Source organism: Streptomyces xanthophaeus, assembly GCF_030440515.1.
GTDB classification, from domain to species: domain Bacteria; phylum Actinomycetota; class Actinomycetes; order Streptomycetales; family Streptomycetaceae; genus Streptomyces; species Streptomyces kutzneri.
Genome location: NZ_CP076543.1, coordinates 8,134,722 through 8,159,319 on the forward strand (window position 1 = coordinate 8,134,722; position 24,598 = coordinate 8,159,319).

Genomic DNA, 24,598 nt, shown 5'->3' on the forward strand with positions numbered 1-24,598 from the left:
CTTCCGCGAGAGGTACGGCCTCACCGCGACGGAGTTCCGCGCGCGGAGCGTCAAGGACGGCCGTGCCGTGCGCACTTCGTCGTGACGCATCCTTCGCTCCGCCGGAAGTGGCGGAACACTCCAAGATCGACTTCTGATCCTTGTCCCTGGTGGGGCCCATGGTCCGTGTCCGCCCTGTCGCAGACTTGCGGGACGTGGTGGCCCGGCCGGCTGCCGCGTCCTCGGCCCGATCGACCCAAGGACTCCATCGTGAGCGAGCGCGTTCTCACCCCCCGCAACCGGGGCTTTCTCTTTCTCGACTCCCACCCGGCAGGCTGCGAGCGGCTGGTGGCCGACATGTGGCAGGCCTGCCCCGACCCTGCCGCCACTCCGGACGGAGCCGGGCCGGTGGCTCTGATCATCGGCTCCTCGGCCGGATACGGCCTGGCCGCCACCATCGCCGGACTCAAGCGCGCCGGCATCCGCGGCGTCATGGTCTCCTTCGAGAAGGCCCCCACCGAACGGCGCACCGCCACGGCCGGCTGGTACCGCACCGCCGCCACCGCCGACATCGCCCGCACCGCCGGGCGGGACCTGGTCTTCCTCAACGGCGACGCGTTCTCCGACACGATGAAGAACGAGGTCGCCGACCTCATCGAGCAGCGTTTCGGCGGCAGGCTGGACTACCTGATCTACTCGGTCGCCGCGCCCCGGCGCACCGACCCGGACACCGGCACCACGTACGCCTCCGTGCTCAGGCCGATCGGCCGGGCGAACCGCACCAAGACCCTCGTATTCGACGACCAGGGCGTCCCCGAGGTGCGCGAGGTCGAGACCGGGCCGGCCGAGGGCGATGACGTCGAGCAGACCGTGGCCGTGATGGGCGGCGCGGACTGGGAACGCTGGATCGACCATCTGGCAGGCCGGGGACTGCTCGGCAAGGGCTTCGCCACCGCCGCGCTGTCGTACATCGGCTCGCCGCTGACGGCGGCGATCTACCGGCAGGGCACCATCGGCGCGGCCAAGGCCCACCTGGAGGCCACCGCCCGCACCCTGAACGAGCGGCTCGGCTCGACGCTGGGCGGACGGGCCGTGACCTCCGTCAACGGCGCCGCCGTCACCCAGTCCTCCACCGCCATCCCCGGCATCGCCCTGTACACCGGCCTGCTGCGCGGAGTCCTCGGACCGGACCTGATGCCGCCGGTGCGTCAGCTCGCCGCCCTGTGGGACCAGCTCACCGGCGCCGCCCCGCTCACCCTGGACGAGGAGGGCCGCGTCCGCCTGGACACCTGGGAACTCACCGACGAGGTCCAGGCGGCCGTCGCCGAGCGCTGGGAGACCGCCACGAGCGACACCATCGCCGCCCTCGCCGACCTCGACTGGTTTCACGCCGAGGTCCAGCGCCTGTACGGATTCTCCGTGCCGGGCGTCGACTACACCGCCCCGGTGGCCACCCACGTTCCCTGGCCCGCTCCCACCGCCTGATCCCGGAGCGGCCCCGCCGCCGGTCTTCCGACCGGCAGCGGGGCCCGCTGCCTCCGGCGGCCGGACCGTGGTCACTTCACCGAGCCCGCCATCACCCCCTGGACGAAGTGCCGCTGGAAGGCGAAGAAGACGATCAGCGGGACCACCAGGGACAGGAACGCCCCGGGCGCGAGGACGCCGATGTTGCTCCCGAACTGCCGCATCTGGGACTGCAGCGCGACCGTGAGCGGCTGGGACCCGCTGTCCGCGAAGAGCAGCGCCACGAGCATGTCGTTCCAGACCCAGAGGAACTGGAAGATGGCGAGGCTCGCGATGGCCGGGCGGCCGAGCGGCAGCACCAGCCGGGAGAAGATCCGCCACTCGCTGCCGCCGTCCATCCGGGCGGCTTCCAGCATCTCGCGCGGTATCTCGGCGAAGTAGTTGCGCAGCAGGAAGATCGCGAACGGCAGTCCGTAGGCGACGTGGAAGAGGACGACGCCCGCGACCGTGCCGAACAGCCCCACCGCACCGAAGAGTTTGGCCACGGGCAGCAGCCCGATCTGTACGGGCACCACCAGCAGTCCGACGACCACCAGGAAGACGGCGTCCCGGCCGGGGAACTCCAGCCACGCGAAGGCGTATCCGGCGAGGGCCGCGATGGCGACCACCAGGACGGTGGTCGGCACGGAGATCAGGACGGTGTTCCCGAAGGCCGCCGCGATACCGGAGTCCTTCAGCAGGGCGCTGTAGTTGTCCAGGGACAGCTGGGACGGGTCGGTGAGCGCGGTCCACCAGCCGCCGGAGGCGTTGTCGCCCTCGGAGCGCAGCGAGGAGATGAGCAGGCCCGCCAGCGGGGTGATCCACACCAGGGCGACCAGGATCAGCGCGCCCTGGACGACGGAGTTGCTCAGCAGCCGTGACAGCCGCTTCCCGCGCCGGCGGCCGGGTCCGCGTACGGGCCCCTGCGCCGGCGGGCCGGGGACGGGGCGCACCGCCGCCGTCCGCCGGGACGGCCGGCGCTCGATGGTGCCGTGACCGCTCATGCTCCACTCCTTCGGAAGCGCCGGATGTTGAAGACCATCGCCGGGACGACGAGCAGGAGGAGCACCACGCTGAGCGCGCTGCCGAGCCCCTGGTCGTTGCCGCCGCCGAAGGAGACCAGCCACATGCGGGTGGCCAGCACGTTCGCCTCCTCCTGGACCGGTCCGGGCGCGATGATGTAGACGAGGTCGAAGACCTTCATCACGTTGATCACCAGGGTCACGAAGACGACGGTGAGCACCGGAGCGAGCAGCGGCACGGTGATCTTGCGGAAGATCTGGCCCTCGGAGGCACCGTCCATCCGCGCGGCCTCCAGGGCGTCCCGGGGGATGGCCGCGAGGCCGGCGCCGATGAGGACCATCGCGAAGCCGGTCCACACCCACAGGTAGGCGCCGATGATGGCCGGTGTGACCAGCGCAGGACCGAGCCAGTTCACCCCCTGGTACGGGGCCGCGAAGTTGGCCGCGGGCAGCCTGACCGTGTACGGGCCGTCGGCCAGCCCGGTGAAGCGGAACGACCCGTCTTCGGCCGTCACCGCGGTGGCGGCGACCCGGCCGTCCCGTACGGCCTCGACCGTCATGCCGGGCAGCCCGTTCTCACCCGGGTCGATGCGCCCCGGGGTGCCGGCGCCGCCGGGGGCGAAGTCCAGGTAGACGACACCCCCGATGGTGTCCGGCCGGGGCTCCGCGGGGGCCGCGGCCTCGGCTCCGGCCGGCATCGCGCCGGGTGCCACCCCGATGAAGCCGAGACCGACCGAGCGTCCGGGAAGGACGGCCTCCTCGGTGCTGTACGGGCCGCCCGGTCCGCCGGTGAGGCCCTGGCCCTCCCGGGCACGGGCCGTCGGATAGGCGGCGGTGTCCACGAAGCTGTCGTGGACCCCGGTGACGGCGGCGTTGAGGACGCCCCGGGCCGGGTCCTGGTCGTAGGCGAGCCGGAAGATGATGCCCGCGGCGAGGAACGACACGGCCATCGGCAGGAAGAGCACGAGCTTGAAGGCGGTCGCCCAGCGCACCTTCTCGGTGAGCACGGCGAGCATCAGCCCGAGTCCGGTCAGCAGGGTCGGGGCGACGACGACCCAGAGGGCGCTGTTGCGGATCGCCTTGAGGGTGGCCTGGTCCTGCACGATCGCCGCGTAGTTGGCGGCTCCCACGAAGCGGTCGCCGTCGGCGTCGAAGAGGCTGCGGCCGACGGAGAAGAGGACCGGGTAGACGACCAGCGCCCCGAGCAGCAGCAGGGCGGGCAGGACGAAGACGACAGCGAGGCGGCGTTTCCTGCGCTGGGCCCGGCGCCGCCCGTCGGCCGCGCCGCGGGCGGCGGTCATGGTGTCAGCCATGGGAGCCGCCTCAGTTCCCGTAGGCCTTGGCGGCCTCGGCCTCGAGCTTCGCGGCCGTGCCCCGCGGGTCCGACGGGTCGCGCAGGAAGTCCTGGAGGAGCTTCCACTCGCCGGCTCCCTTGGTGCCGCCGAACGCGGCCGGGGCCTGGTCCGACATGTCGAAGCGGATCGAGTCGCCCGCCGCGATGAGCGAGTTGGCGGTGCTGCGGGTGATCTCGTCGCCGTACGAGGCGAGGTCGAGCTCCTTGTTCGGGGACAGGAAGCCGCCGGCGCGGGCCCAGACCTCGGCGGCCTCGGGGCCGGACAGGAATTCGAGCAGCTTCATGCCGGCCTTGCCGTTCTTCGCGTCCTTCAGGACGACGGCCGCGTCGCCGCCGCTGACGACCGGCGCCCTGCCGCCGTCGACCGAGGGGAACGGGAAGAACTTGGCGTCCTTGCCGAGCTTCTTGCCGAACTGGTCCTTGGCGATACCGCCGACGAAGTCGCCCTCGTAGACCATGCCCGCCTTGGGGTCGGGGCCGAAGACCTGCGCGACCGACGAGGGGAAGTCGGTGCCCAGCGCCGTCTGGGCACCGCCGGCGACGAGCTGCTTGTCCTTGAACAGTTCGCCGAGGGTGGTCAGCGCCCTGACGACGCTGTCGTCGGTCCACTTGAGCTTGTGCTGGGCGAGCTGGTCGTACTTCTCCGGTCCGGCCTGGGAGAGGTAGACGTTCTCGAACCAGTCGGTGAGGGTCCAGCCGTCCTCGCCGGCTATGGCGAAGGCGGGGCGGCCGGAGTCGGCGAGGGTGCGGCCGGCCTTCAGCATGTCGGAGTAGCTCGTGGGCTCGTTGACACCGGCCTGGGAGAAGGCCTCCGGGGTGTACCAGACCGTCGACTTGTGTGCGGCCTTGAAGTAGAGGCCGTAGTACGTGCCGTCGACGGTGCCGTAGTTCTTCCACACCGGGGCGAGGGTGGAGCCGGCCTTCCGGGTGGCCTCGTCGGACAGGGGCTGGAGCCAGCCCTCCTTGGCGAACTGCTGGAGCACACCCACCTGGGGGACCAGCACCACGTCGGGGGCGTTGCCGCCTTCGATCTTGCTTCCGACGAAGGTCGAGACGTTGTCGCCGGAGGGCACGAAGACCGTCTTGGCGCCGGTCTTCTCGGTGAAGGCGTCCAGGACCTTCTTGAAGTTCTGCTGCTCGCTGCCGGTCCAGACGCCTGCCACGGTCACGGTCTGGCCGCTCAGTTCGCCGCTGCTCGCGGGTCCGGTGGCGTTGCCGCAGGCGGTGGCGCCGAGGGTGAGAGCGAGGGCCGCCGATGCGGTGGCCGCGGTCCGCCGGGTCGTCTTGCTGGGTCGTCGCATGAGGGAGTCCTTGTCTGGAGGTCAGGAGGAGGAGGCGGAGGGAGGGGAGGAGAAGGGAGAGGGGGAGGGGGAGGTCAGGGGCCGGGGGTCACGGGGCCGGGCATTCGGCCGTCCACCACGCGGCGGTCGCCGCGGGCAGGACCCCGTCGGGACAGGGGCCGCTGGCGAGCAGCGGAGTCCCCGGGACCGGGGCGGGCACCGGTTCGGTGCCGAAGTTCACCGCGCAGACCAGGCCGTCGCCGCGGGTGATCGCCAGTACCTGGGGAGGCGCGTCCAGCCAGCGCAGGGGGCCTTCACCGAGCTGCGGCAGGGTGCGCCGCAGCTGGAGCCCGTCGCGGTAGAGGTGCCAGAACGAACGGGTGTCGGCCAGCGCGCGGTCGGTCGCGTGCTCGGCGAACCATTCGGGCTGCGGCAGCCACGGCTTGGCGCCGGCCGCTTCCCCGGAGAAGCCGAACGGGGAGGCGTGCCCGGACCAGGGCAGCGGCACGCGGCAGCCGTCCCGGACGTGCTTGCGGCTGCCCGTACGGTGGAAGATCGGGTCGGTGAGGACTTCGTCGGGCAGGTCGAGGACCTCGGGGAGGCCGAGCTCCTCGCCCTGGTAGACGTAGGCGGCGCCGGGCAGCGCGAGCATCAGGAGGGCCGCGGCGCGGGCGCGGGCGGCCCCCAGTCCGCTGCCTTCCACCCCGGGCTCGCCCGCGTACCGGGTGACCGTGCGGACCTGGTCGTGGTTGTTGAGGACCCAGGTGACGGTGGAGCCGGTCCCGGCGATGTCGCGCATCGCGTCGGTGATCGTCGCGCGGAAGGCGTCGGCGTCCCAGGGGGCGCTCAGCAGGTCGAAGAAGAACGCCTGGTGCAGTTCGTCGGGGCGGACGTACTCGGCGTGCTCGCGCGCGGTGGGCACGGACACCTCGCCGACCAGCAGCCGTTCGCGGCCGTCCCGGGCGGTGTACTCCTCGCAGACCGCGCGCCAGCGCCGCCACACGCCGTGGACCTCGGGCTGGTTCCAGGCCAGCTGGTTGACGGCGTCGCGCGCCCGCTCGTCGGCGCCGGGGTCGTCCGAGTCGGGCAGCTCGGGGTGCTTGAACAGTCCGGCGGCGACATCGATGCGGAAGCCGTCGACCCCGCGGTCCAGCCAGAAGCGCAGCACCTCCTCGAAGTCGTCGCCCACGGCCGGATCGCGCCAGTTCAGGTCGGGCTGCTCGGGCGTGAAGAGGTGCAGGTACCACTCGCCGGGGGCGCCGTCGCGCCCGGTGGTCCGGCTCCAGGCGGGACCGCCGAACATCGCGCGCCAGTTGTTGGGAGGCTCCGCCCCGTCCGGGCCACGGCCGGGGGAGAAGTGGAAACGGGCGCGCTCCGGGCTGCCCGGCTCCGCGGCGAGTGCCTCCTGGAACCACGGGTGCTCGCTGGAGCAGTGGTTGGGAACGATGTCGAGCAGCAGCTTCAGCCCGAGCCGGCGGGCGTCGGCCACCAGTCGGTCGAACTCCGCGAGGTCCCCGTAGACCGGGTCGACGCCGCGGTAGTCGGCGACGTCGTAGCCGTGGTCGTGCTGCGGCGACGGGTAGAAGGGGCTGAGCCAGATGCCGTCGACACCGAGCTTGCGCAGGTAGGGGAGCCCGGCCCGGACGCCGGCCAGGTCACCGATGCCGTCCCCGGTGCTGTCGAGGAAGCTGCGGACGTAGACCTGGTAGATCACCGCGTCGCGCCACCAAGGGGCCGAGGTGGTGGCGGCGGGGGAGGGGTGGCCGATGGCGGCCGGAAGGGTGCTGAGCATCTCGCGTCGACCTGTCTGCTGAATGCGAGAGCGCCCCGGATCGGTGCGCTGTTATGCATGCATGTTAAGTAGCAGCGACTGGAAGGTGTCAACGATGTGTCCAGAAACAGCGAAAAGCTGGGGTGTTTTGTACATGAATGCCCGCATGCACGACGAAGGGTCTCTACTTAACATGTAAGTAGAGACCCTTGAGGGGAGGGGAGGAGTGCGGTCAACCCTTGCGGGAGATGGTCCCGAGCTCGCGCGCGAGCCGCGCCGCCGCCTGCTCAGGCGTCTGGCGCAGCGCCAGCACGTCCTGCGCCACGGCCTGCACGGCGAGGCTCACCTGGTCGTAGCGCGGGCTCTTGGGACGCGGCACCGCCGACAGCACGCTCTGGCGCAGCGTGGGCAGGTACGGATACGCCCGGATCAGCCCGGGATCCTCGTACAGCGCGGCGCGTACCGGAGGCAGCGAGCCCTTGGTGAGCACCTGCCGCTGGACCCGCTCACTGGTGAGGTAGGAGATCAGGTCGGCCGCCGACGCCGGATGCCGCGCATGGCTGCTCACGGCGAGGTTGGAGCCGCCCAGCACGCTCGTGCCGGGCCCGTCGCGTCCGGGCAGCGGCACGGCGCCGAACCTGCCCGCGACCTTCGATCCCTCCGCGCTCGCGTCCGCGTACACGTAGGGCCAGTTCCGCAGGAACAGCAGCCGGCCGTCCTGGAAGGCCCGCCGCGACTCCTCCTCCTTGTAGCCGAGCGCGTCGCGGGAGATCCAGCCCTCACGCACACCGTCCGCGAGGAACCGCAGTCCGGCGCGCGCCGCGTCCGAGTCCACGGTCACGCGGGCCCCGTCGTCGCGCAGAATCGATCCGCCCGCCGAGTGCACGGCCTCGGTGACATTGACCGTGAGCCCCTCGTACGGCAGGAACTGGCCGGCATAACCGTCCAGTCCGTACTTCGGGGCGATCGTGCGCGCCTGGCGGGCCAGCTCGTCCCAGGTGCGCGGCGGCCGCTCGCCCTCCCGGTCCAGGATGTCCTTGCGGTAGTAGAGCAGCCCCGCGTTGGTGACGTACGGAACCGCGTACAGCCGGCCGTCGAAGGTCGCGGTGTCCACGACGGGCCGCAGGAAGGAGTCCAGCGGGAAGCGATCACGCCGGAGCGGGGAGATCCATCCGGCCGCCGCGAACTCGGACGTCCAGGCGACGTCGATGTTCAGCACGTCGAACCGGTCGCGGCCCGACCGTAGCTCACTGATCATCTGGGCCCGGGTCTCGTCCGCCGAGTCGGGCAGTTCGACGAGCGTGACGCGCTCGCCGGGATGGGCGTCGTTCCAGTCCTCCAGAAGCGGGGGGAGGTAGTCGGTGAGATCGCCCGCCGTGACGAGCGTCAGGGGGCCGCGGTCGCCGTCCTCGGAAGCCGCGCCCGTCCCGGCGCGCACGCCGAGACCGGTGTATCCCGCCAGTACGACCGCCCCGACCAGGAGAGCTCTACCCGCGGCACGCATCCACCGCATAGATTCCTCCCAGTACACGATCCGGCTGCGTCGCCGACCATCGTGGCCTATATATACCCGTTAGGCATGGGCGATACTAGACGCCCAGGCAGACGAGACGGACGGCGGCGCAACTCGGCCCGCTGCCGAGTGAACCGTTGACTACGGAGCGGGAAGGAGGGGGAGCGAGTGCGGCTGGCGCTCCTTGCGCTCCTCACCCGTAGCCCTGCGCACGGTTACGAGCTGAAGCAGGACCTTGAGAAGCTCCTGGGCGCCGCGTACCCTCAGCCCAACGTCGGCCAGATCTACGTCACCCTCGGACGGCTGGAGAAGAGCGGACTCATCGAGGGCGAGGACGTCGAACAGTCGGGACGCCCCAACAAGCGCACGTACAAGCTGACGGACGCCGGACGCGAGGCCGTCCTGGCCTGGTTCGAGGACACCGCCGAGGAGCCCCGGGTACGGGACGAGTTCTTCATGAAACTCGCCCTCGCACCGCAGTCGGGACTGGCCGATCCGGTCGCACTGATCAACAAGCAGCGGCGGCAGTACCTGAACACCATGCGGGACCTGTCCAAGCTGGCCGCGGCCGAGGACCGCGACAACAAGATCTCCCAACTGCTGATCGAGGGCGCCATGCTGCACCTGCAGGCCGACCTCGACTGGCTGGAACGCTGCCAGGAGGAGCTGGAATGAGCGACGACGCCACCACCGCCGCTCCTGGCGTGCCCGCCGAGCCCATCGTGCGGGCCGAGGGCCTGACCAAGACGCACCACGGCGAGGGCGTACCCGTGCACGCCGTACGCGGGGTGGACCTGTCCGTCGGACCAGGCGAGTTCGTCGCGGTCACCGGGCCCTCCGGAGCCGGAAAATCCACGCTCCTGCACTTGATAGGCGGCCTCCAGCGCCCCGACAGCGGGAAACTGTGGATCGGCGGAGAGCGGGTCGACGAATACCGCGAGGCCCGCTGGGCGGTCCTGCGGCGCCGCAGCATCGGCGTCGTCTTCCAGTTCTTCAACCTGGTCTCCAACCTCACCGTCGCCGACAACGTCGAACTCCCCGCCCTGCTCGCCGGAGCCTCCCCGAAGGCCGCCCGCGCGTCCCGTGCCGAACTGCTCGCCGAACTCGGCCTCGAAGGCCGCGAACGCTCGATGCCCGGAGAACTGTCCGGCGGCGAACAGCAGCGGGTCGCACTCGCCCGCGCCCTGGTCAACCACCCCGCACTGCTGCTCGCCGACGAACCGGCCGGCAGCCTCGACAGCAAGGGCACCCGCGAGGTGCTGCGGCTGCTCTCCCGGTTCCACCAGCGCGGCCAGACGATCATGATGGTCACCCACGACGCCCGGATGGCCAGCGCCGCCGACCGCGTCATCAGCTTCTTCGACGGGCGGATAGCCGACGACGCGCAGCTCGGCGGCGGACGCCGCGGTCCGGCCCGCGGCGTCTCCGGCGTGCTGGACCTGGACCTGGAACTCAAGGAGTGACCGTGCGGGCCACCCTGCGCTGGGCGCACGCCGACTTCCGCGCACACCGCGGCGAAGCCCTCTTCGTCGTCCTGGCCAGCGCCGGGATCATCGCCTCGCTCCTGCTCGCCGGCGCACTGTTCAGCTACGCCGCCAACCCCTGGCAGCGCGTCTTCAACCAGTCCCACGGCGCACACATCTGGCTGCACACCCGGGCCGGCGCGGACACGGCCGCCCTGTCCCGCGTGGACGGGATCGCCGCCCTCTCCGGGCCCTACCGCACGACGGCGACGACGGTCGAATCACGCGGCGCCCGGGTCGGGGTGTCGCTGCGCGCGGCCGCGACGGAACCCCCGGAGACCGGACGGCCGCTCGTCACCGACGGCACCTGGCTCGCCCGGCCGGACACCACCGGCGAAGGCACGGGCGCCGGCAACGGCGCCCTCGTACTGGAGGCCTCGGTCGCGCGGGCCCTCTGGGCCGAGCCGGGCGACACCGTACGGGTCACCGGACCGGACGGAGCCCCGCACGCACTGCAGGTCAGCGGGATCGCCGAGGTGGCCGAGCCCCGCTACCACCCCGGCGGCGGGCCCGGCATCGGCTGGGTCCTCGACGACACCCTCGACGAGGTCGCCCACGGCGACACCGGGCAGAGCGTGGGCCTGCGCCTGCGCGATCCGGACGACACCGACTTCACCGTCCAGCGGGCCGTGACCCTCCTCGGCGCCGACCGGGTCGCCCAGGTCACCAAGTGGCAGCAGGCACGGGCCGAGGCCGGCGGCGACGACCGGCTGCTCGGGCAGATGTTCGCCGTCTTCGGGCTCGGTGCGCTGCTCGCGGCCGCGCTCGCCGCCGCCGGAGCGATCGGCGCCCGCGTCCGCGGCCAGCTGCGGGACATCGCGATCCTCAAGGCCGTCGGCTTCACCCCCGGCCAGGTGACCCGCGGCTTCCTCGTACAGCATCTGGCCTTCGCCCTCCTCGGCGTGACCCTCGGCACGGCGGCGATCGCCCTCCTGGGCGCCCGGATACCCGGGCGGATCGGCGAGGCGACGGCGGTGTGGCAGGACCTGCCCGGCCACACCGCGCTCATGATCGGTATTCCGTGCGGCGCGGTGCTGCTGATCGCCGCCGCGACCGGGCTCACGGCCTGGCGTGCCGGACGGGTCCCACCGGTGCCGGTGGCCCGCGCGGCACTCCCGTCCGCCGCGCCGATGACCGCGCTCGGCAGGCGGGCCCTCGGCGTACGCGTGCCGCCCGCCCTGGTCCTGGGATGGCGCGCGGCCTTCCCGCGGCGCGGCCGGACGCTCGTCCCCGTCGCCCGGCTCGCCCTGCCGCTGGTCCTCATCACGGTCGCCCTCGTCGCCTGGTCGACGCTGGACCAGTTCCGCAGCCGCCCCGCGCAGATGGGTCTCCCCGCGGCACTGACCGTACGGGCCGCACAGTCCGCCGGGGCCTCCGACGCGGAACTGGAGCGGACCCTCGCCGAGGTCCCGGACGTCGCCGCGGTCCACCCCGGCGCCGAAATGGCGGCGCTCGTGCCGGGCCAGACCGGCACCATCACGCTCCGGGGCCTGGGCACGGACCGGAACCCGTACCCCTCCAAGGTGGTGGAAGGGCGCGCCGTCAGCGGTCCGGACGAGGCGGTCGCCGGACAGGGGCTGCTCGACCTCCTCGGGGTACGGGTCGGCGCGTGGGTGCGCATGACCGTCGAGGGACGGCCGCAGATCCTGCACGTCGTCGGCCGCACCATCGAACCCGAATCCGCGGGCCGGGTGATCACCACCACCGTCGACGCACTGAGCGAGCGCGATCCGGGGCTGCGGCCCGGCTTCCACGCCCTCGTGCTGCGCGAGGGCGCCGACCCCGTGACGGTGAGCTCCGCACTCGCCACGGCGGCGGGCGGAACCCTGGAAGTCCGGGAGACGCCCAACCCGGCCGACCGGCTGGAACCGGCGCGCGCCGTGATCGCCGCCCTGATCGCCGTCCTGGCGCTGATCGGGCTGATCGAACTGCTGACACTGATCGGTACCGGCGTACGGGACCGGGGCCGGGACCTGCTCGCGCTGAAGGCGATCGGGCTGACGCCCCGGCAGATCGGCGCGATGATCGTGACGGCCGCCGGACTGACGGCGCTGGCATCCGCCCTGGTGGGCACGGTGGTGGGGGTGCTGTCCGGCAGGTGGCTGGTGGACACCCAAGGCGCGTCGAGCGGCATCGGCGCGGGCATCGCCCAGCTGCCGCCGCTGCCCGTGCTGCTGACCGTGATCGTCGGGGCGGTGCTGGGCGCGGTGGTGGCGGCGGCGCTGCCGGCGACCCGGGCGGCCCGACGGCGGCCGGCCGACTCGCTGAGCGAGACACTCTGACCCTCCGGACATCGAGGACCGCACAGACGGGTTCATGTCCAGCCGAGCTCGGTGTACAGGCGGCCGGCCCGGATGCCCTCGACCGCGGCCCGGGTGTAGGGGACGACCGGTTCGGGGAGCTCGTCGGCGGGCCACCAGCCCCAGGACAGGCAGCGGTCGGGCTCGCGCACCTCGGGAGTTCCCTGCCACCGCCGCGCGCGGAACACGAGCTGGACACGGGGCCGGCCGCCCGGTCCGTCCACGAGGTGCACGACGTGGACCAGTTCCACGTCACCCGGGTCGATGCCCAGGCCGGCCTCCTCCTGCGCCTCCCTCACCAGGCAGGCGACGGCGGACTCCTGCTCGCAGTGTCCGGCCAGGAAGTGGTGGGTGGACGCGGCGAAGGCGGAGTCCGGGTGACGCAGCCCGAGCAGGACCTGACCGTCGCGTTCGAGGTAGAGGTGAACGCCGACGATGTTCCGCCGTGCCCGGCCGCCGGGCCGGGCCTGGGCCGGTACGGCCGGGGCGAGGCCCCGGGCCTGGTGGAGCTCGATGACCTCCGCCGTCCACGGGCACATCGTCAGGAAAGGGATCGTGGCTGCGTCGAAATGGCGGAACATGATGCCTTCGGGACACGGGAGTTCGTCGGCGTCGCCGTCCCAGGCCCCCAGATACACCTGGATACGGCCCTCGGCCGGCCCGTCCGGCCCGGGCCCGGTACAGCCGACGACCGTGAAGGGCTCCAACGGCACCATCAGGCCGGTCTCTTCGAGGAGTTCCCGCTCGACGGCCTGCGCCGCCGTCTCCTCGCCCTCCCGGCCTCCGCCCGGGATCGACCACGTACCCGGATCGCAGATGTTCTTGTTGGCGTCGCGCAGGTGCAACAGGTACCGGCCCCGTGAGTCGACCAGCAGCGCGGCGGTACCGTACGGTTCGTCGGATTCGGTCATCGAAGGCTCCTTCACTGGTGCCCTGAAGAACGGTCCGGATGCGGCGCCGTCACGGCCGGACCGGGAGCATCGCGCGCGTTCGGGACGACGTTCGAGCCGGCGCGCCCGCCCCCCGGGGGCTGCCGCGAAGGTCCGGTCGGTTTCAGGCGTTCCACCACTCGTCCGTGCCGCAGCCGACCTCGTAGTGCCACCATCCCTCGTCCCGGCCCCGGTCCAGGAGAGCCTTGATCCCGGCGAAGTCCGCCCCTGCCTCCGCGGTCAGGGCCAGCATGGGGAAGTCCTCGCTGAAGACCTCGCCGCCCAGCCCGAACGCCGAAAGGCGCTGGTGCACCGCCTGCGGGCTGCGCCCCAGGGGACCGTTGGGCACCGGCACCACACGGATCGTGCAGTTCCCGGAGGAACTGACCCGTCCGACGGCCCAGTGGAGCCCGTCGGAGTCGGTCCGGTACCGCACCACATCGCCCTCGGCCACCCCGTCCTGCAGGAAGGGGCAGTTCTCCACGCTCGCGGTGTCATCGCCGAGCTTCGTCGCCCACAGGCCCTCGGTGTCCTGCGGGAACCATCCCTCGCGCGGGACGAACCGGAACCACACCTTGATCTTCTCGACCGCGATCTCCATGACAGCCATCATGCGCTGAACGTCGACGACACCGCGGACCGGCCCGCGCCCCCGAGGGGTGCGGGCCGGTCCGGCCAGGTTCCGGGATCAGTGGGAGGCGGGGCGGGTGGCGCGGGCGTGCTCGGCCTCGAAGCGCTGGAAGGCCGCCTCCTGCCGCCACTCGACCTGCGCCTTCGGGCTGGCGTCCAGGAACCGGGCGCACCGCTCGCTCGGGCGCTCGGCGCCCTGCTGCTCGTGGGCACACGCCCCGGTCGGACGGTAGCCGGTGCGCACGTCACGGTTCCACAGGCCCCGGCCGGGCAGGAACGAGTGTTCCAGGGAGGCGCGGGCCAGGTCCTTCAGCTCCGGGTACCCGAGTCCGTACATCTCCGCCGCCCGGCGGTACTCGTCGGTGATCTCGATACGCGACACGCCCGGGTCGTCGGTGGCCAGGACGACCGGCACGCCGTGGCGGCGGTAGGTGGCGAAGGGGTGCGCGTCGCCGGAGACGCGCAGGATCTGCTCGTTGCTGTGGAAGGGGACCTCCACCGCGATACGCCGCTCGGCCATGTAGCGCATGAGTGACTCCCAGCGGTCCTCGTGCAGGACCGACACACCGTGCCCGATCCGCTCGGCGCGGCCGGTCTGGGCGGCCTCCCTGATGTGGAAGGTGAGGTCCTCCGGCTTGACCAGGCCGGGCACCAGCTCGCCCGCGTGCAGGGTGATGTGCGCCTTCGGATACTGGGTCTTGAGGTAGTTCAGCATGCGCATGTGCAGGCGGTAGTCGCGCAGGGCGACCGGGTCGTCCTCCGGCTGCACCAGGTTGACGGCGACGAAGCGCGGGTCGCGCTCGGCCAGCCGCATGCCCAGCGCCATCTGGGTGAACACCCGCTCCGGGGAGCCGGCGCGGGCGACCTGGGAGATCCACCGGTACGGCAGGGAGCACGCCTCGTCGGGCTGCGGAGTGTCACAGTGCGCGGCGCTGCGGAACTCGACGTCCGTGCTGTCGGCATCGGCACGGGCCTGCCGGACGACCGCGTCCAGGCCCCCGCCAGCCAGGAGCTTGTCGTGCATGCGGTCGAGGTCGGCGTCGTAGCCGACCCGGTCGGCGAGCGTCCGGGCCTGGCCGGAAGCCGGGGAAATCATGGTCTCCAGGTAGAACTGGTTCTGCCGGGCGGCGGAGCCCGCGACCTCCGCGAGCATCCGGCCGGGGTGCCTCCAGGTCACCTCGCCGAACTTGCCGAAGGTCGCGAAGAAGTGGTCGTGGCCGTTGCCGTCCGCCGGGAAGTCCTGCATCGACCAGGCCCGGATGACCTGCTGGCGGAACGCCGCGTCGGTGACGGCGTCGGCGGCGGGCCGGGTGCCGGCCCCGCACGGCGGGGGCACGGCGGTGGTGGTGTCGGTGGTGATGCACAGGCCGTCCCCGGCGGCGAGTTCGATCAGGAACTCGGTGGTGACCGCTCCGGACAGGTGGTTGTGCAGGTCACCGCCCTTGGGGAGGTCGGCGAAGAAGTCCCCGGCCCGGACCGGCGCGTGGGCCGGGGGAGTGACGGAGACGGGGGCGGAGGCCGCGAACGCGGAGGCGGGCGCGAGCAGGGCGAGGGCGGAGAGCGCACCGGTCAAGTGGGATGGGATCACGGGCACATGGTGGTGAAACGGACGGCCGCGGGGCGGTATGCCGGGCCGGGCGCCTGCCCCTGTCACCCGGGAGGCCCCGCAGAGGATCGTTCCTTCCGGCGGGGGCCGCCGGCGCTCCGCCTCCTCGCGTCACAGGGGCCGATGATTGAACCAGGCACGGCTTTCCGGCTGGTTCGGGCGGACGATCACCAGGACCGCCGGCACGAGCCAGGCGAATCCCAGCAGCGGTATCAGCTGGAAGAACGCCCAGCTGAAGGGCAGGGCCGTCCACCCGTAGGCCAAGGCGGACACGCGCAGATTCCGATGGCGCGTGGGGAACTTGAGGGCGGCGGTGACACCCCAGGCCGAGACCGCGAGGACGATCAGGCCGACGAACACGACCATCCCGGCGTGATCCTCGCCCGGCGTGGTGCAACACGGGGTGGAGGCGTCACCGTCGCCCCAGATGGATGTGGCCACGGCCACGCTGTTGGTCACCAGAGCCACCCCGAGGAGGGCCTGCATGCCGCCCACGACCATCATCAGCACACGCAGGTTCCGCACGGCGTCCGGCATCCGCGCGCCGGCGGGAATCGGCTCGTGGGGGAGTCCTCCCGGCGCATCGGGGCCTCCCGGTCCCACCGGTCCCCGGTTGCCGTTCGCGGGCGACCGCTGCCAAGGCCGCCGGCCGCCTGATTTCCCGTCGTCCACGCTCATCTGACGGTCCTTCCGCTGGAAAGGCCTCGCACCTGCGCGCCATGCTCCGGCCGCTCGTGCCCGACTGTCCAGCCGCAAACCGGCCAGCGCCGCCGCACCGCTTCGACCGGCCCGCACACGACGCCTCTCAGGCCACGCCACGGAGCCCCGCTACAAGGCGAGACGGTAACGGACCTCGGTGATGGACACTCCGTCGTAGTCGTCGGCCTGGACGGCACCGTCGGCTGCGTAGCCGGCTCGTTCGTAGAACCGGCGCGCCCGGGTGTTGTCGGTGAGCACCCACAGCAGGACCGAGCCGAAGCCGCGGGCCAGAGCGTCGGCGTGCACGGCCTGGAGGAGCGCGCGTCCGATTCCGGAGCCGATGAGCCAGGGCTGGACGTACAGAGCGTAGAGCTCGCCCGCAGCCGTAGGGGAGGGCCCGAGACACGCCCAGCCCACCACCCCACCCCGGGCGTCCACCGCCACCAGATCGGTCGTGGCCTTGTCCGGCCTCGTGAAGTACAGCCGGCGCTGGTGCGCGTCCTCTTCGACCGTCATGCGATCGAGGTAGGACTGGGGCACGATCCCGGCGTACGCGGCCTTCCAGCCGGTCACCCGTATCTCGGAGACAGCCGTGACATCGGCTTCGGTCATCGCTCTTACAGTCGACATCGCAGCACTGTACGAGACGCGTCATCGCTGCCACCTGCGCATTTCGAGCGGGCCGGGCAGAGCAGGTCACGATCGCAGGGACGCGGTGGCACTCCTCAGCTGATCGACATGGCGGTAGTGGATCCCGGTCAGCCCGGCCGCCTGTGCAGCGGCGACGTGTCCAGGCGTGTCGTCGATGAACAGGCACCGCTGCAGCTTCACCCCCACCGCTTGCGCCGCGGCCTCGAAGACCCGCCGATCGGGTTTGGCGAACCCGGTGCGGGCGGTGTTGACGACCGCGTCGAACGCGTCGGCCAGCCCCAGGGCGGTGAGATCGGCCTCCAGCCGCGTGGTCGCGTTCGACAGCAGGACCACCGGCACCCGGCGGCGGACCGCGGTCAGGAGTTCCAGGACAGCGGAATCGACGCGGCCGGTCAGCGCCGTCCAGCCCCTGACGAGATCCTGGGCAAGCGCTGCTGATCCGCAGGACTCGGCAAGATCGTCCGCGACGCGCCGGCGCCACTGCTCGTCACTGATCCGACCGGTGACGGCGGCATCGAGAAGCCCGGGGCGAAACGCGGCCGACGCGAGCGTGCCCTCGGCCAGTCCGGCCTTCCGATCGAGCGCGGCCATCCCATCGGGATCCCACAGGCGCAGGACCCCGTCGAAGTCGCAGAACACGGCGTCGAACGGTGCGTCACTCATGATCCAGATCCTGCCAGACGGCATCGGGAACGGTCGATCCGGAACTGCCCCGGTCGCTCAGGGGTTCATGCCGGGTCGAGTTGGTGGTCGGCCCAGACGTAGCTTTCGGGGAGCAGGCCGGTGATGGGGAGGGCCCGGGGGCGGTCGTCCGTGCCGACGATGACCTCGATGGCGGGGAAGTAGTCGAGAAGGACCTGGCGGCATCGGCCGCACGGGGGAACGATCCCCCGGTCGCGGTCGCCCACGGCGACGATGGTGTCCAGTACGTACGCGCCCTGGGCGGCCGCGGTACCGATGAGGACCAGCTCGGCGCAGGGGCCGCCGGTGAAGTGGTAGGCGTTCACGGCGGTGATGATCCGGCCGTCCCGGGCGCGGGCCGCGGCAGCCACGGTGTGGTTGTCGCCGTGGCACCGGGTGCGCGCGGTGTGCGTCGCGGCCCGGATGAGCTCGTGGTCGACGGGTTGGGGAGATGCGGTGGTCATCGGCTCTGCCTTCGTTCGGTTTCGGGTCCGACGCTGGCGCGAGTGACGGATGGTGCGCAAGCGAATATCGGGAGGGTCAATGCGGCCTAGGGGGTGTCTTGCCGATCATGCCGGGCTCGCGGGGCCTGGTGCCGCGCCTCGCCGCGTTGTCCTCGGTCGGCGACGCTCCGCGTCGCCTCCCTCGTCCGCCTTGCGATCCACGGCACCAGGCCCCGCTCCCTGATCCGGCCTGATCGACAAGACACCCCCTAGGGCCTGTCCGATAATTGATCTTGTGGCAGGTCGAGGCGAGTTGACGGATGCGACTCGGGAGCGGATAGAGCCCATGTTGCCGCAAATGGACGGGCGTGGGCGTCCGTGGCGTGACCACCGGCAGGTGGTCAACGGTGGGCTGTGGCGGTTGCGGACCGGGGGCTCCATGGCGCGATCTGCCCCAGCAGTACGGGCCCTGGCAAACCGTCTACGAGCGGTTCGCCCGCTGGGAAGCCGACGGGACCTGGGCCAGGCTGCTGGAGTACGTTCAGGTCCGTGACGACGCGGTGTGCCGGGTCGAGTGGACCGTGGCCGTCGACTCCACTGTCAATCGGGCCCACCAGCAAGCCGTCGGCGCCCGCCAAAGGGGGCCGCGAACGGGGACGAACTGGAAGACCCGGGCCGTGCGCACGGCATCCGCGTCCCCCGTGCCGGAACGGGGCGCCCTCGCGCGAGGCCGGACCGTGTGCTGGGCGACAAGGCCTGGTCAAGCAGGGCGATCCGTCGCTCGCTCCGGCATCGGGGCGTCGCCGCGACGATCCCCGAACGCCGCAACCAGGCGGGCCAACCGGCTGCGGCTCGGGAGCCACGGCGGACGATCGCCCGTATTCGACAAGGCCGTCTACCGTAGCCGCAACGTGGTCGAACGATGCTTTGCCCGCCTCGAGCAGTTCCGCGCGATCGCCACCCGATTCGACAGACTTGCAGACCGCTACCGCCCCGGCATCGCCCTCGCCTCACCGATCCTCTGGCTCCGCGAACCGACCAAGTGATCATCTATCAGACACCACCCGACTCCGAGAGGTCCTTCGCCACCGCAAGCAGTGCCGCATGGCCGCCTCCCGCACGGAACCGCGCTGGGCCGTCCCTGTTCCGGGCAGTCCTCATCGGGCGCATTCGGCCAGACGCGCACGGCTCTCGTCGAGCGCTTGCGCCACGGCCCCGTGCTCGTCCCCGTCCGTCGGATCGAGCAGTTCGCCGGCGGCCACCATCGCGGTCCAGAACTCCGTCGGCCGCCCTCGGCCGTGGCGGGGACCGAAGCGTGCGAGCGTGCGGAAAGCGAGGGACAGTTCGCCCGTGACGAATCGTCGGGAGAGGCTGACGGCGTGGCCGCTGCCCAGGCCGCCCGTGGCGACCCATGCAGTCCGCAGGTGTTCCGCAATCACCACTTCTCGCTCGTCGAGCTGCTTGGGGACGTCGAACACACCATGGATCTCCAGCAGCAGGCCGTAATCCTCCTCCTCGCCTGGGTGAAACTCGTCCTGCCCGCTCCCGCTCCCCGCCGAGCCGCATTCGCAGGTCCGCCTTCGGGATCCCCCGCGCCTGCCCGACGGCCAGCGCCGCGTCCAACCACCGCCGCGTCCGCGCAGCGAGTTCGCCGCACACCACGGCCGGCTCCACCCCCGCCCGGAGCCTCTCCCGGGCCACCGCGACCAAGGACTCGTCGACGTCGCTCTCGTTGCTCGGCACTCTGCCGCCACCCCCTGGCTCCGCCGGGCCGACCGGCCCGGCGGTGGTGATTATCCCGCGCGACCTGTACGGGGGAACGGATCACCTCCAAACCAGAGCGTCGGCGGTTGACGACCTGGGCGGATGCTGGCCGACGAATACGAGCCCGGCGCCTGGACGGCCGGCGGGTCGCGGCGAGCGCCGCCCGCCTTCGACCAGGCCATCCACCGTAGCCGCAAGGTGGTCGAACCATGCCTCACACCTCTAGCCGCTGCGGGGCCGCGTACGGCCACCGTTGAGCATCGTTGCGTGAAGACAGAAGATCAGGTGGTGGCCGCAGAGCACGGCGTGGACCATGCCCGCCGGCAGGAAACATTCGAAGGCTTGAGGGGCCGCATTGTCAGTGCGGTGCGCTTCACTGTCCGCCATGGAGCTCACACAAGCGGACGTCAACGATCTGCTGGCCCAACTCAACCCCGGGAACAGCTACATGTACCTGCCCGGCGATCTGGACCTGCAGGACCTGACCGACCTGCTCGAAGGCAGGTATGGCGCCCCGCGCACCCTCATCCTCGATGGCTTCACCGATCCGACGGTCGACGATTCCAGGGGGGCGGCTCTCATCATCCCCTTCGAGGACCGAGCCGTGATGCTACGGGCGTGGGCGTACGGGGATCAGTGGGTCGGCACGGGGACGGCGCGGGACGCCGAGGGGACCGAGCGGTCGGTGCTCGTAATTGCTCCCAGAGAGGTGCCCAAACCCTTGGGGGTCGCTCCGGACGAGGACGAGGAAGCGGACATGGACTGGATGGAGCGGCTCAGACTGATCACCGGCTGGACACAGTCCGACCAGCGGCCGGACATGGACTGGGCGGAGATGGAGTCCCGCCTGGGCACCGCGCTGCCGAGCGACTACAAGCAGATGGTCCAGACGTTCGGCAAGGGCGCCTTCGACGGATTCCTGGACCTGCACCAGGAACCGTGGACGGGTCTCAGGGAGGACGGCCTGCTCATCTGGGCAGGCACGGAGCACGAGAACCTGTATTGCTGGAGGGCCGACGGCGGCGACCCCGACCGTTGGCCTGTCGTGGTCCGGTCCTTCGACGGTGAGGACGTCGCCTTCGACTGCCAAGCCGCTGAGTTCGTCTGCCGCATCCTCATCGATCCGCATCACCCGTTCACGATGGCCCGCTTTTTCGACACTCATTGGTTCATGAACTACGGGTAAAGCGACTGACCGAGCCCTGCTGCCAACGGCATCCACAGCGCGGTTGGCGGTGCCTTCGGGGAACAGGGCGGAAGCACTCACCTGCCACGGCAGACTCGCCAAAACATGATTTTGCTGGCGGGGTCGCTGCGGGAACGGGTAAGGCCACCGAAAATCATCGTTGCGTGAAGACAGAAGATCAGGTGGTGGCCGTAAGTCACGGCGTGGGCCCCGCCCGCCGGCAGGAAGCATTCGAGGGCCTTGTCACCGGTGACGAGGTCTACGGCAGCAACCCGAAACTGCGCACGGCTCCGAGCCACCGGCGAACTCGCCTACTACCGCTGCCTCTCACCCCAGCCGGTGCGGCTGACCGAGCTCGTGCGGGTGGCCGGATCGGATGGCGTGTGGAAGAGACCTTCCAAACCGAGAAAGGGCTGGCCGGACTCGATGAGAACCAAGTCCCCCGCTCCCCCTCCTGGACTCGCTGGGCCCCCAAACGGGCTGGTCCCGCTGTCCTGTAACGAGATCCAGCGCCTGTTCACCACGCACGTCTTCCAGCCCCTCCACGATGTCGCCCACCGACTCGGCTGGTCCGACTGGCGACGCCGCCATCAGCAGCGATCCCGCACCAGTCGTTACCGGCGACAAGCCGCATGCCAGACATGAAGATCACGATCTACAGCTGGAGTACTGGCCCGCCGGGCGGGCCGTCCGGGGTCACGGGGAGCTCGCCGTGATGTGGGTGGTGGGCGTGTTCCAGCCCGAGATCCGGACCCGGAGTGTCGTACCGGCCGGGCCCACTGTCCGGTGATGGGCCGTCAGGACGGCACTCTCGCCGGGCCAGAGACTGATCTGGTTGTCGTTCCAGCGGACCGGCAGCACAGGCGCGTCCCGGCCGTCGACGAGATGGAGATCGGTCAGCAGCGCAGGTGTGTTCCCGCTGCTGGTGTTGCGGACGGTGACCGTGGTGGTGGAGTGCGAGCCGGCGTGGCGCGTGGTGCGGGCGGTCGCGGTCACGGTGGCGGCCGCGAGGGAGTTCAGGCCGGTGAGGTCGCCGTAGGTGGTCGTGGGGGTGTGGTACCAGTCGGTGGCGTCGTAGTCCAGGACGTCGGGACGGGTCGAGAGCCAGTAGACGTTGCGGCTGACCTCGCGGCCGGCGCTGTCGGTGAGCGTGAGCCGGACGAGGTACGTGGAATCCGGCCCGTCCGCGGCGGCGACGACGGCGGGAACGGTGACCGCGGTGGTCCGCGCGCCGTCGCCGCCGACCCGCAGCCCGCGCACGGTGCGGTCGTAGAGGCAGGCCCCGTCGGTGCCGAACAGGGTGACCCGGGCGGTGAGACCGGAAACGGCGCCCGGCCTGCGGTTGACGACGGCCACGGTCCGGTCGTCGTAGGAGTACTGGATGTGCAGCGGCTCGTTGGCCTTCTTCGCGCCGTAGTAGGCACCGCCCTGGTCGAGGTAGCGGTCGACGAGCTGCCAGTGCAGGGAGGTCCAGCCGCTGTTGAACATCCAGTAGACGAGCCCCGTCGACGGGTCGGTGGAGTCCGTGGCGTTGCGCGCGTAGGCCTCGAACTGGGCGCGGACGTTCTCGTACTGGCCGAGCTGGGCCTTGGCCACGTAGTCCCGCAGGCTGCGCGGCGCGCCGTAGCGGTGTGCGAGGGCGTCGTTGAACAGCTTCAGTGTGTTGAAGGTGCGGGAGGGCGAGCGGTGGTACTGCGGGGCGGAGGGTGACTTCCAGAGGGTTTCGAGTTCGGCCGGCGAGAGCGTGCGCCGCAGGGTGTCGAGGGTGGGGATCGAGGGTCCGGCGCTCGTCTCGGAGTTGAAGCCCGTCGCGCCGCCCTCGCGTTTGTCGTACCAGTACGAGGGCGGGACCCAGTCGTAGGGTCCGGTCATCCGCATGCCCGACGGGCCGCTCAGGGCCGTGGTGACGGCGGAGGCGGCCGGAACCACCGGGGTGGGCCAGTCGGCGGCGCGCAGCGCGTCGAGGTAGGCCCGCTCGGTCTCGGCGTCGGGTGCGAAGTCGCTGCCGATGAGGAAGGACAGGACGCTGGGATGGTCGCGCAGCCGGGCGGCCTCGGCGGCCATGGAGGCACGGGCGGTCAGACGGTCGGCGTCGTTCCACTTCTCGCCCGTACCGGTGGGGTTGACCGGCCCCTCCCACTTGTTGCAGCACTCCCAGCCGGGCAGCATCAGCATTCCGTGCCGGTCGGCGAGGTCGAAGAACTCGTCCGGCTCGATATGGCCTTCGAGGCGGAGCGTGTTCAGACCCGCGTCGAGCGCCGCCTTGATCCGGTCCTCCGCGGCGGTGGTGTCCCAGCGCAGCAGCTCGTCGGCCGACCAGCCGGCGCCCCGGATCAGGAGGGGGCGGCCGTTGACCGTGTACCGGCGGGCGCCGGCGGAGTCCAGCGGCGCCTTCACGTCACGGATGCCGAACGTGTGGCGGACGGAATCCGAGCGGTTGCCGGCCACCGTCGCCGTCAGGTGGAGTCCGTACAGGTTCTGGGGGCCCATACCGGCCGGCCACCACAGAGCGGGCCGCTGCAGGCGCAGTTGCCGGTGGCGGTCCGGGGCGAAGACGAGCGTACGGGTCTCCCGGGCGCGCAGGGTGACGTCCTCGCGCAGCACGATCCCGGTGCCGCCGATGGCGACGGTGACGGTCGCGGTGGCGGCCTCCTGCGAGTCGTTGCGGACCCGCGCCTTCACCGTCAGCTCGGCCGGGCCCGTCTCCGGGGACGGCACGTCCAGGCTGGTCACCACGTGGGCGTCGTGCAGCGAAACCGGCCCCCGGCGGCGCACCAGGACATCGCGGACGATGCCCATGTTGGCGTCGGGCGGTGGCTGCAGCCAGTCCAGCCAGCCCAGCGTGAGGTGTTTGCGCGGATCGTTGGGCCGGATCCGGAAGGCGACCGTATTGGTGCCGGCCCGCACCAGATCGGTGATGTCGAGTTCGTGGCGCGTGTACACACCGGCCACCCCGGCCGCCGAGGCGACCTGCCGGCCGTTGACGTACACGTCCGCCGCGGAGATCACCCCGCTGAAGTCCAGCGAGGTGCGCTCCGAGGTGTCGGGAAGCGTGAAGTCGCTGCGGTACCACCACGGATCGGCGAAGTCACGGCGCGGGATGCGCTGCTGGTCGGTGGAGTAGAAGGGGTCCGGGTGCGTGCCGTCGGCGACCAGCGCGGCGAGCACCGTGGAGCGGGGCCCGGCCCGGTGCCAGCCGGTCGTCGCATAACCCGGCGTGGACACGGCGGCCGCCGTGTCGGGTACCTCGGCCGCCGACCGGATCGCGTACCCGGTCAGCGCGGCCGTCCCGCCCGACGCCACCGCCGTCGCGGTGGGAGCGGAACCCGGACCGGCCGGGAGGCGGGGTGCCGCGGCCGAGGGTACGGCGGCCGGGGCGAGCAGCAGACCCAGCAAGGCCACAGCCACGGAGGCCACCCGGAGTCGCCGGGTGTGCGCGGGGCGGGGGAGCTGGGACACGGTGGTCTCCGGGGGAGCTGGTCGGACGTCCGCGTGACGTGAAGATCAGGTAACGGACCGTAACCCACCGGACCCGCAGGACGATGTCACGGCCGTACGGCGAGCCGCGTGCCCACGCCCCCTTCGGACGTACATCGACCGGCGGCCGGTCAATATCTGTGTCCGCGCGATGAGAATTAGACGAACCACGCCGTGAGGCTTTTTCCTGCAGCGGGCGAGTGAAATGTTTCACCGTACACGGGGTCTGGATTCGTGCTACTGTCGATCTCAGTTGCAGTTGTGGTTCCCAAAACTTCAAGTGCCCC

19 protein-coding genes and 2 pseudogenes are annotated in these 24,598 nt (G+C 71.4%); 7 read left to right on the top strand and 14 right to left on the bottom strand.

Features of this window, described 5'->3' with window-relative positions:
* Window positions 1-249 precede the first annotated feature (249 nt).
* A complete protein-coding gene (gene fabV, locus KO717_RS36815) occupies window positions 250-1,464 on the top strand; it encodes an enoyl-[acyl-carrier-protein] reductase FabV (protein WP_301374187.1) in 1,215 nt (404 codons plus the stop codon).
* Window positions 1,465-1,535: 71 nt separating this feature from the next.
* Here fabV and KO717_RS36820 read toward each other — a convergent pair whose 3' ends face one another.
* The 5 genes from KO717_RS36820 to KO717_RS36840 all read right to left on the bottom strand — a co-directional run bounded on the left by KO717_RS36820 (window position 1,536) and on the right by KO717_RS36840 (window position 8,422).
* Window positions 1,536-2,486, bottom strand: a complete 951-nt coding sequence (locus KO717_RS36820; RefSeq protein ID WP_301374188.1) for a carbohydrate ABC transporter permease — start codon at window positions 2,484-2,486, stop codon at window positions 1,536-1,538.
* Window positions 2,483-3,817, bottom strand: a complete 1,335-nt coding sequence (locus KO717_RS36825; protein WP_301374189.1) for an ABC transporter permease — start codon at window positions 3,815-3,817, stop codon at window positions 2,483-2,485. Before KO717_RS36825 ends, KO717_RS36820 begins: the two co-directional genes overlap by 4 nt.
* Window positions 3,818-3,827: 10 nt before the next feature.
* A complete protein-coding gene (locus KO717_RS36830) occupies window positions 3,828-5,159 on the bottom strand; it encodes an ABC transporter substrate-binding protein (protein ID WP_301374191.1) in 1,332 nt (443 codons plus the stop codon).
* An 88-nt stretch (window positions 5,160-5,247) separates the two neighbouring features.
* Window positions 5,248-6,930 (bottom strand): glycoside hydrolase family 13 protein, encoded by a 1,683-nt coding sequence (locus KO717_RS36835; RefSeq protein ID WP_301374192.1) that lies wholly within the window; start codon window positions 6,928-6,930, stop codon window positions 5,248-5,250.
* A gap of 211 nt (window positions 6,931-7,141) precedes the next feature.
* On the bottom strand, window positions 7,142-8,422 hold the full coding sequence (locus tag KO717_RS36840) for an ABC transporter substrate-binding protein (protein ID WP_301374193.1): 1,281 nt from the start codon (window positions 8,420-8,422) through the stop codon (window positions 7,142-7,144).
* A 168-nt stretch (window positions 8,423-8,590) separates the two neighbouring features.
* Between KO717_RS36840 and KO717_RS36845 the strand changes: the two genes are divergently transcribed.
* Genes KO717_RS36845 through KO717_RS36855 form a run of 3 tightly spaced genes read left to right on the top strand, consistent with a single transcriptional unit; the run spans window position 8,591 to window position 12,227 of the window.
* Complete coding sequence (locus KO717_RS36845) at window positions 8,591-9,097, top strand: PadR family transcriptional regulator (RefSeq protein ID WP_189743464.1); 507 nt, start codon at window positions 8,591-8,593, stop codon at window positions 9,095-9,097.
* A complete protein-coding gene (locus tag KO717_RS36850; RefSeq protein ID WP_301374194.1) occupies window positions 9,094-9,885 on the top strand; it encodes an ABC transporter ATP-binding protein in 792 nt (263 codons plus the stop codon). The genes KO717_RS36845 and KO717_RS36850 overlap by 4 nt, the downstream gene beginning before the upstream one ends.
* A 2-nt stretch (window positions 9,886-9,887) precedes the next feature.
* Window positions 9,888-12,227 carry an ABC transporter permease gene (locus KO717_RS36855; RefSeq protein WP_301374196.1) on the top strand — a complete coding sequence of 780 codons (2,340 nt, stop codon included), beginning with the start codon at window positions 9,888-9,890 and terminating at the stop codon, window positions 12,225-12,227.
* A 32-nt stretch (window positions 12,228-12,259) separates the two neighbouring features.
* Here the strand turns inward: KO717_RS36855 and KO717_RS36860 are convergent, their stop codons facing one another.
* The 7 genes from KO717_RS36860 to KO717_RS36890 all read right to left on the bottom strand — a co-directional run bounded on the left by KO717_RS36860 (window position 12,260) and on the right by KO717_RS36890 (window position 17,905).
* The gene (locus tag KO717_RS36860; protein WP_301374198.1) at window positions 12,260-13,156 is read right to left on the bottom strand and encodes an NUDIX hydrolase; all 897 of its coding nucleotides are present in this window, start codon (window positions 13,154-13,156) and stop codon (window positions 12,260-12,262) included.
* Window positions 13,157-13,298: 142 nt separating this feature from the next.
* Complete coding sequence (locus tag KO717_RS36865) at window positions 13,299-13,787, bottom strand: DUF4265 domain-containing protein (RefSeq protein ID WP_301374199.1); 489 nt, start codon at window positions 13,785-13,787, stop codon at window positions 13,299-13,301.
* A 75-nt stretch (window positions 13,788-13,862) separates the two neighbouring features.
* Entirely contained in the window at window positions 13,863-15,392 is a 1,530-nt protein-coding gene (locus KO717_RS36870; RefSeq protein ID WP_301374201.1) for an adenosine deaminase family protein, read from the bottom strand.
* A gap of 129 nt (window positions 15,393-15,521) precedes the next feature.
* The gene (locus KO717_RS36875; protein ID WP_301374202.1) at window positions 15,522-16,088 is read right to left on the bottom strand and encodes a hypothetical protein; all 567 of its coding nucleotides are present in this window, start codon (window positions 16,086-16,088) and stop codon (window positions 15,522-15,524) included.
* 150 nt (window positions 16,089-16,238) lie between these two features.
* Entirely contained in the window at window positions 16,239-16,739 is a 501-nt protein-coding gene (locus tag KO717_RS36880; RefSeq protein WP_301374203.1) for a GNAT family N-acetyltransferase, read from the bottom strand.
* Window positions 16,740-16,805: 66 nt separating this feature from the next.
* A complete protein-coding gene (locus tag KO717_RS36885; protein WP_301374204.1) occupies window positions 16,806-17,423 on the bottom strand; it encodes an HAD family hydrolase in 618 nt (205 codons plus the stop codon).
* 65 nt (window positions 17,424-17,488) lie between these two features.
* Window positions 17,489-17,905 carry a cytidine deaminase family protein gene (locus tag KO717_RS36890; RefSeq protein ID WP_301374205.1) on the bottom strand — a complete coding sequence of 139 codons (417 nt, stop codon included), beginning with the start codon at window positions 17,903-17,905 and terminating at the stop codon, window positions 17,489-17,491.
* 274 nt (window positions 17,906-18,179) lie between these two features.
* Here KO717_RS36890 and KO717_RS36895 point away from each other — a divergent pair.
* Window positions 18,180-18,927, top strand: a pseudogene (locus KO717_RS36895) (IS5 family transposase); the annotation flags it as partial.
* Window positions 18,928-19,041: 114 nt separating this feature from the next.
* Here KO717_RS36895 and KO717_RS36900 read toward each other — a convergent pair.
* On the bottom strand, window positions 19,042-19,362 hold the full coding sequence (locus KO717_RS36900) for a hypothetical protein (protein ID WP_301374988.1): 321 nt from the start codon (window positions 19,360-19,362) through the stop codon (window positions 19,042-19,044).
* Between the two features lie 671 nt (window positions 19,363-20,033).
* Here KO717_RS36900 and KO717_RS36905 point away from each other — a divergent pair.
* On the top strand, window positions 20,034-20,834 hold the full coding sequence (locus KO717_RS36905) for a hypothetical protein (RefSeq protein ID WP_301374207.1): 801 nt from the start codon (window positions 20,034-20,036) through the stop codon (window positions 20,832-20,834).
* A 285-nt stretch (window positions 20,835-21,119) separates the two neighbouring features.
* Window positions 21,120-21,479: pseudogene (locus tag KO717_RS36910) on the top strand (IS701 family transposase); the annotation flags it as partial.
* A 51-nt stretch (window positions 21,480-21,530) separates the two neighbouring features.
* On the opposite strand, the gene KO717_RS36915 reads toward KO717_RS36910, so the two are convergent.
* Window positions 21,531-24,242: a glycoside hydrolase family 2 protein gene (locus KO717_RS36915; protein WP_301374208.1), complete on the bottom strand. Its 2,712-nt coding sequence runs from the start codon at window positions 24,240-24,242 to the stop codon at window positions 21,531-21,533.
* Window positions 24,243-24,598: the final 356 nt, after the last annotated feature.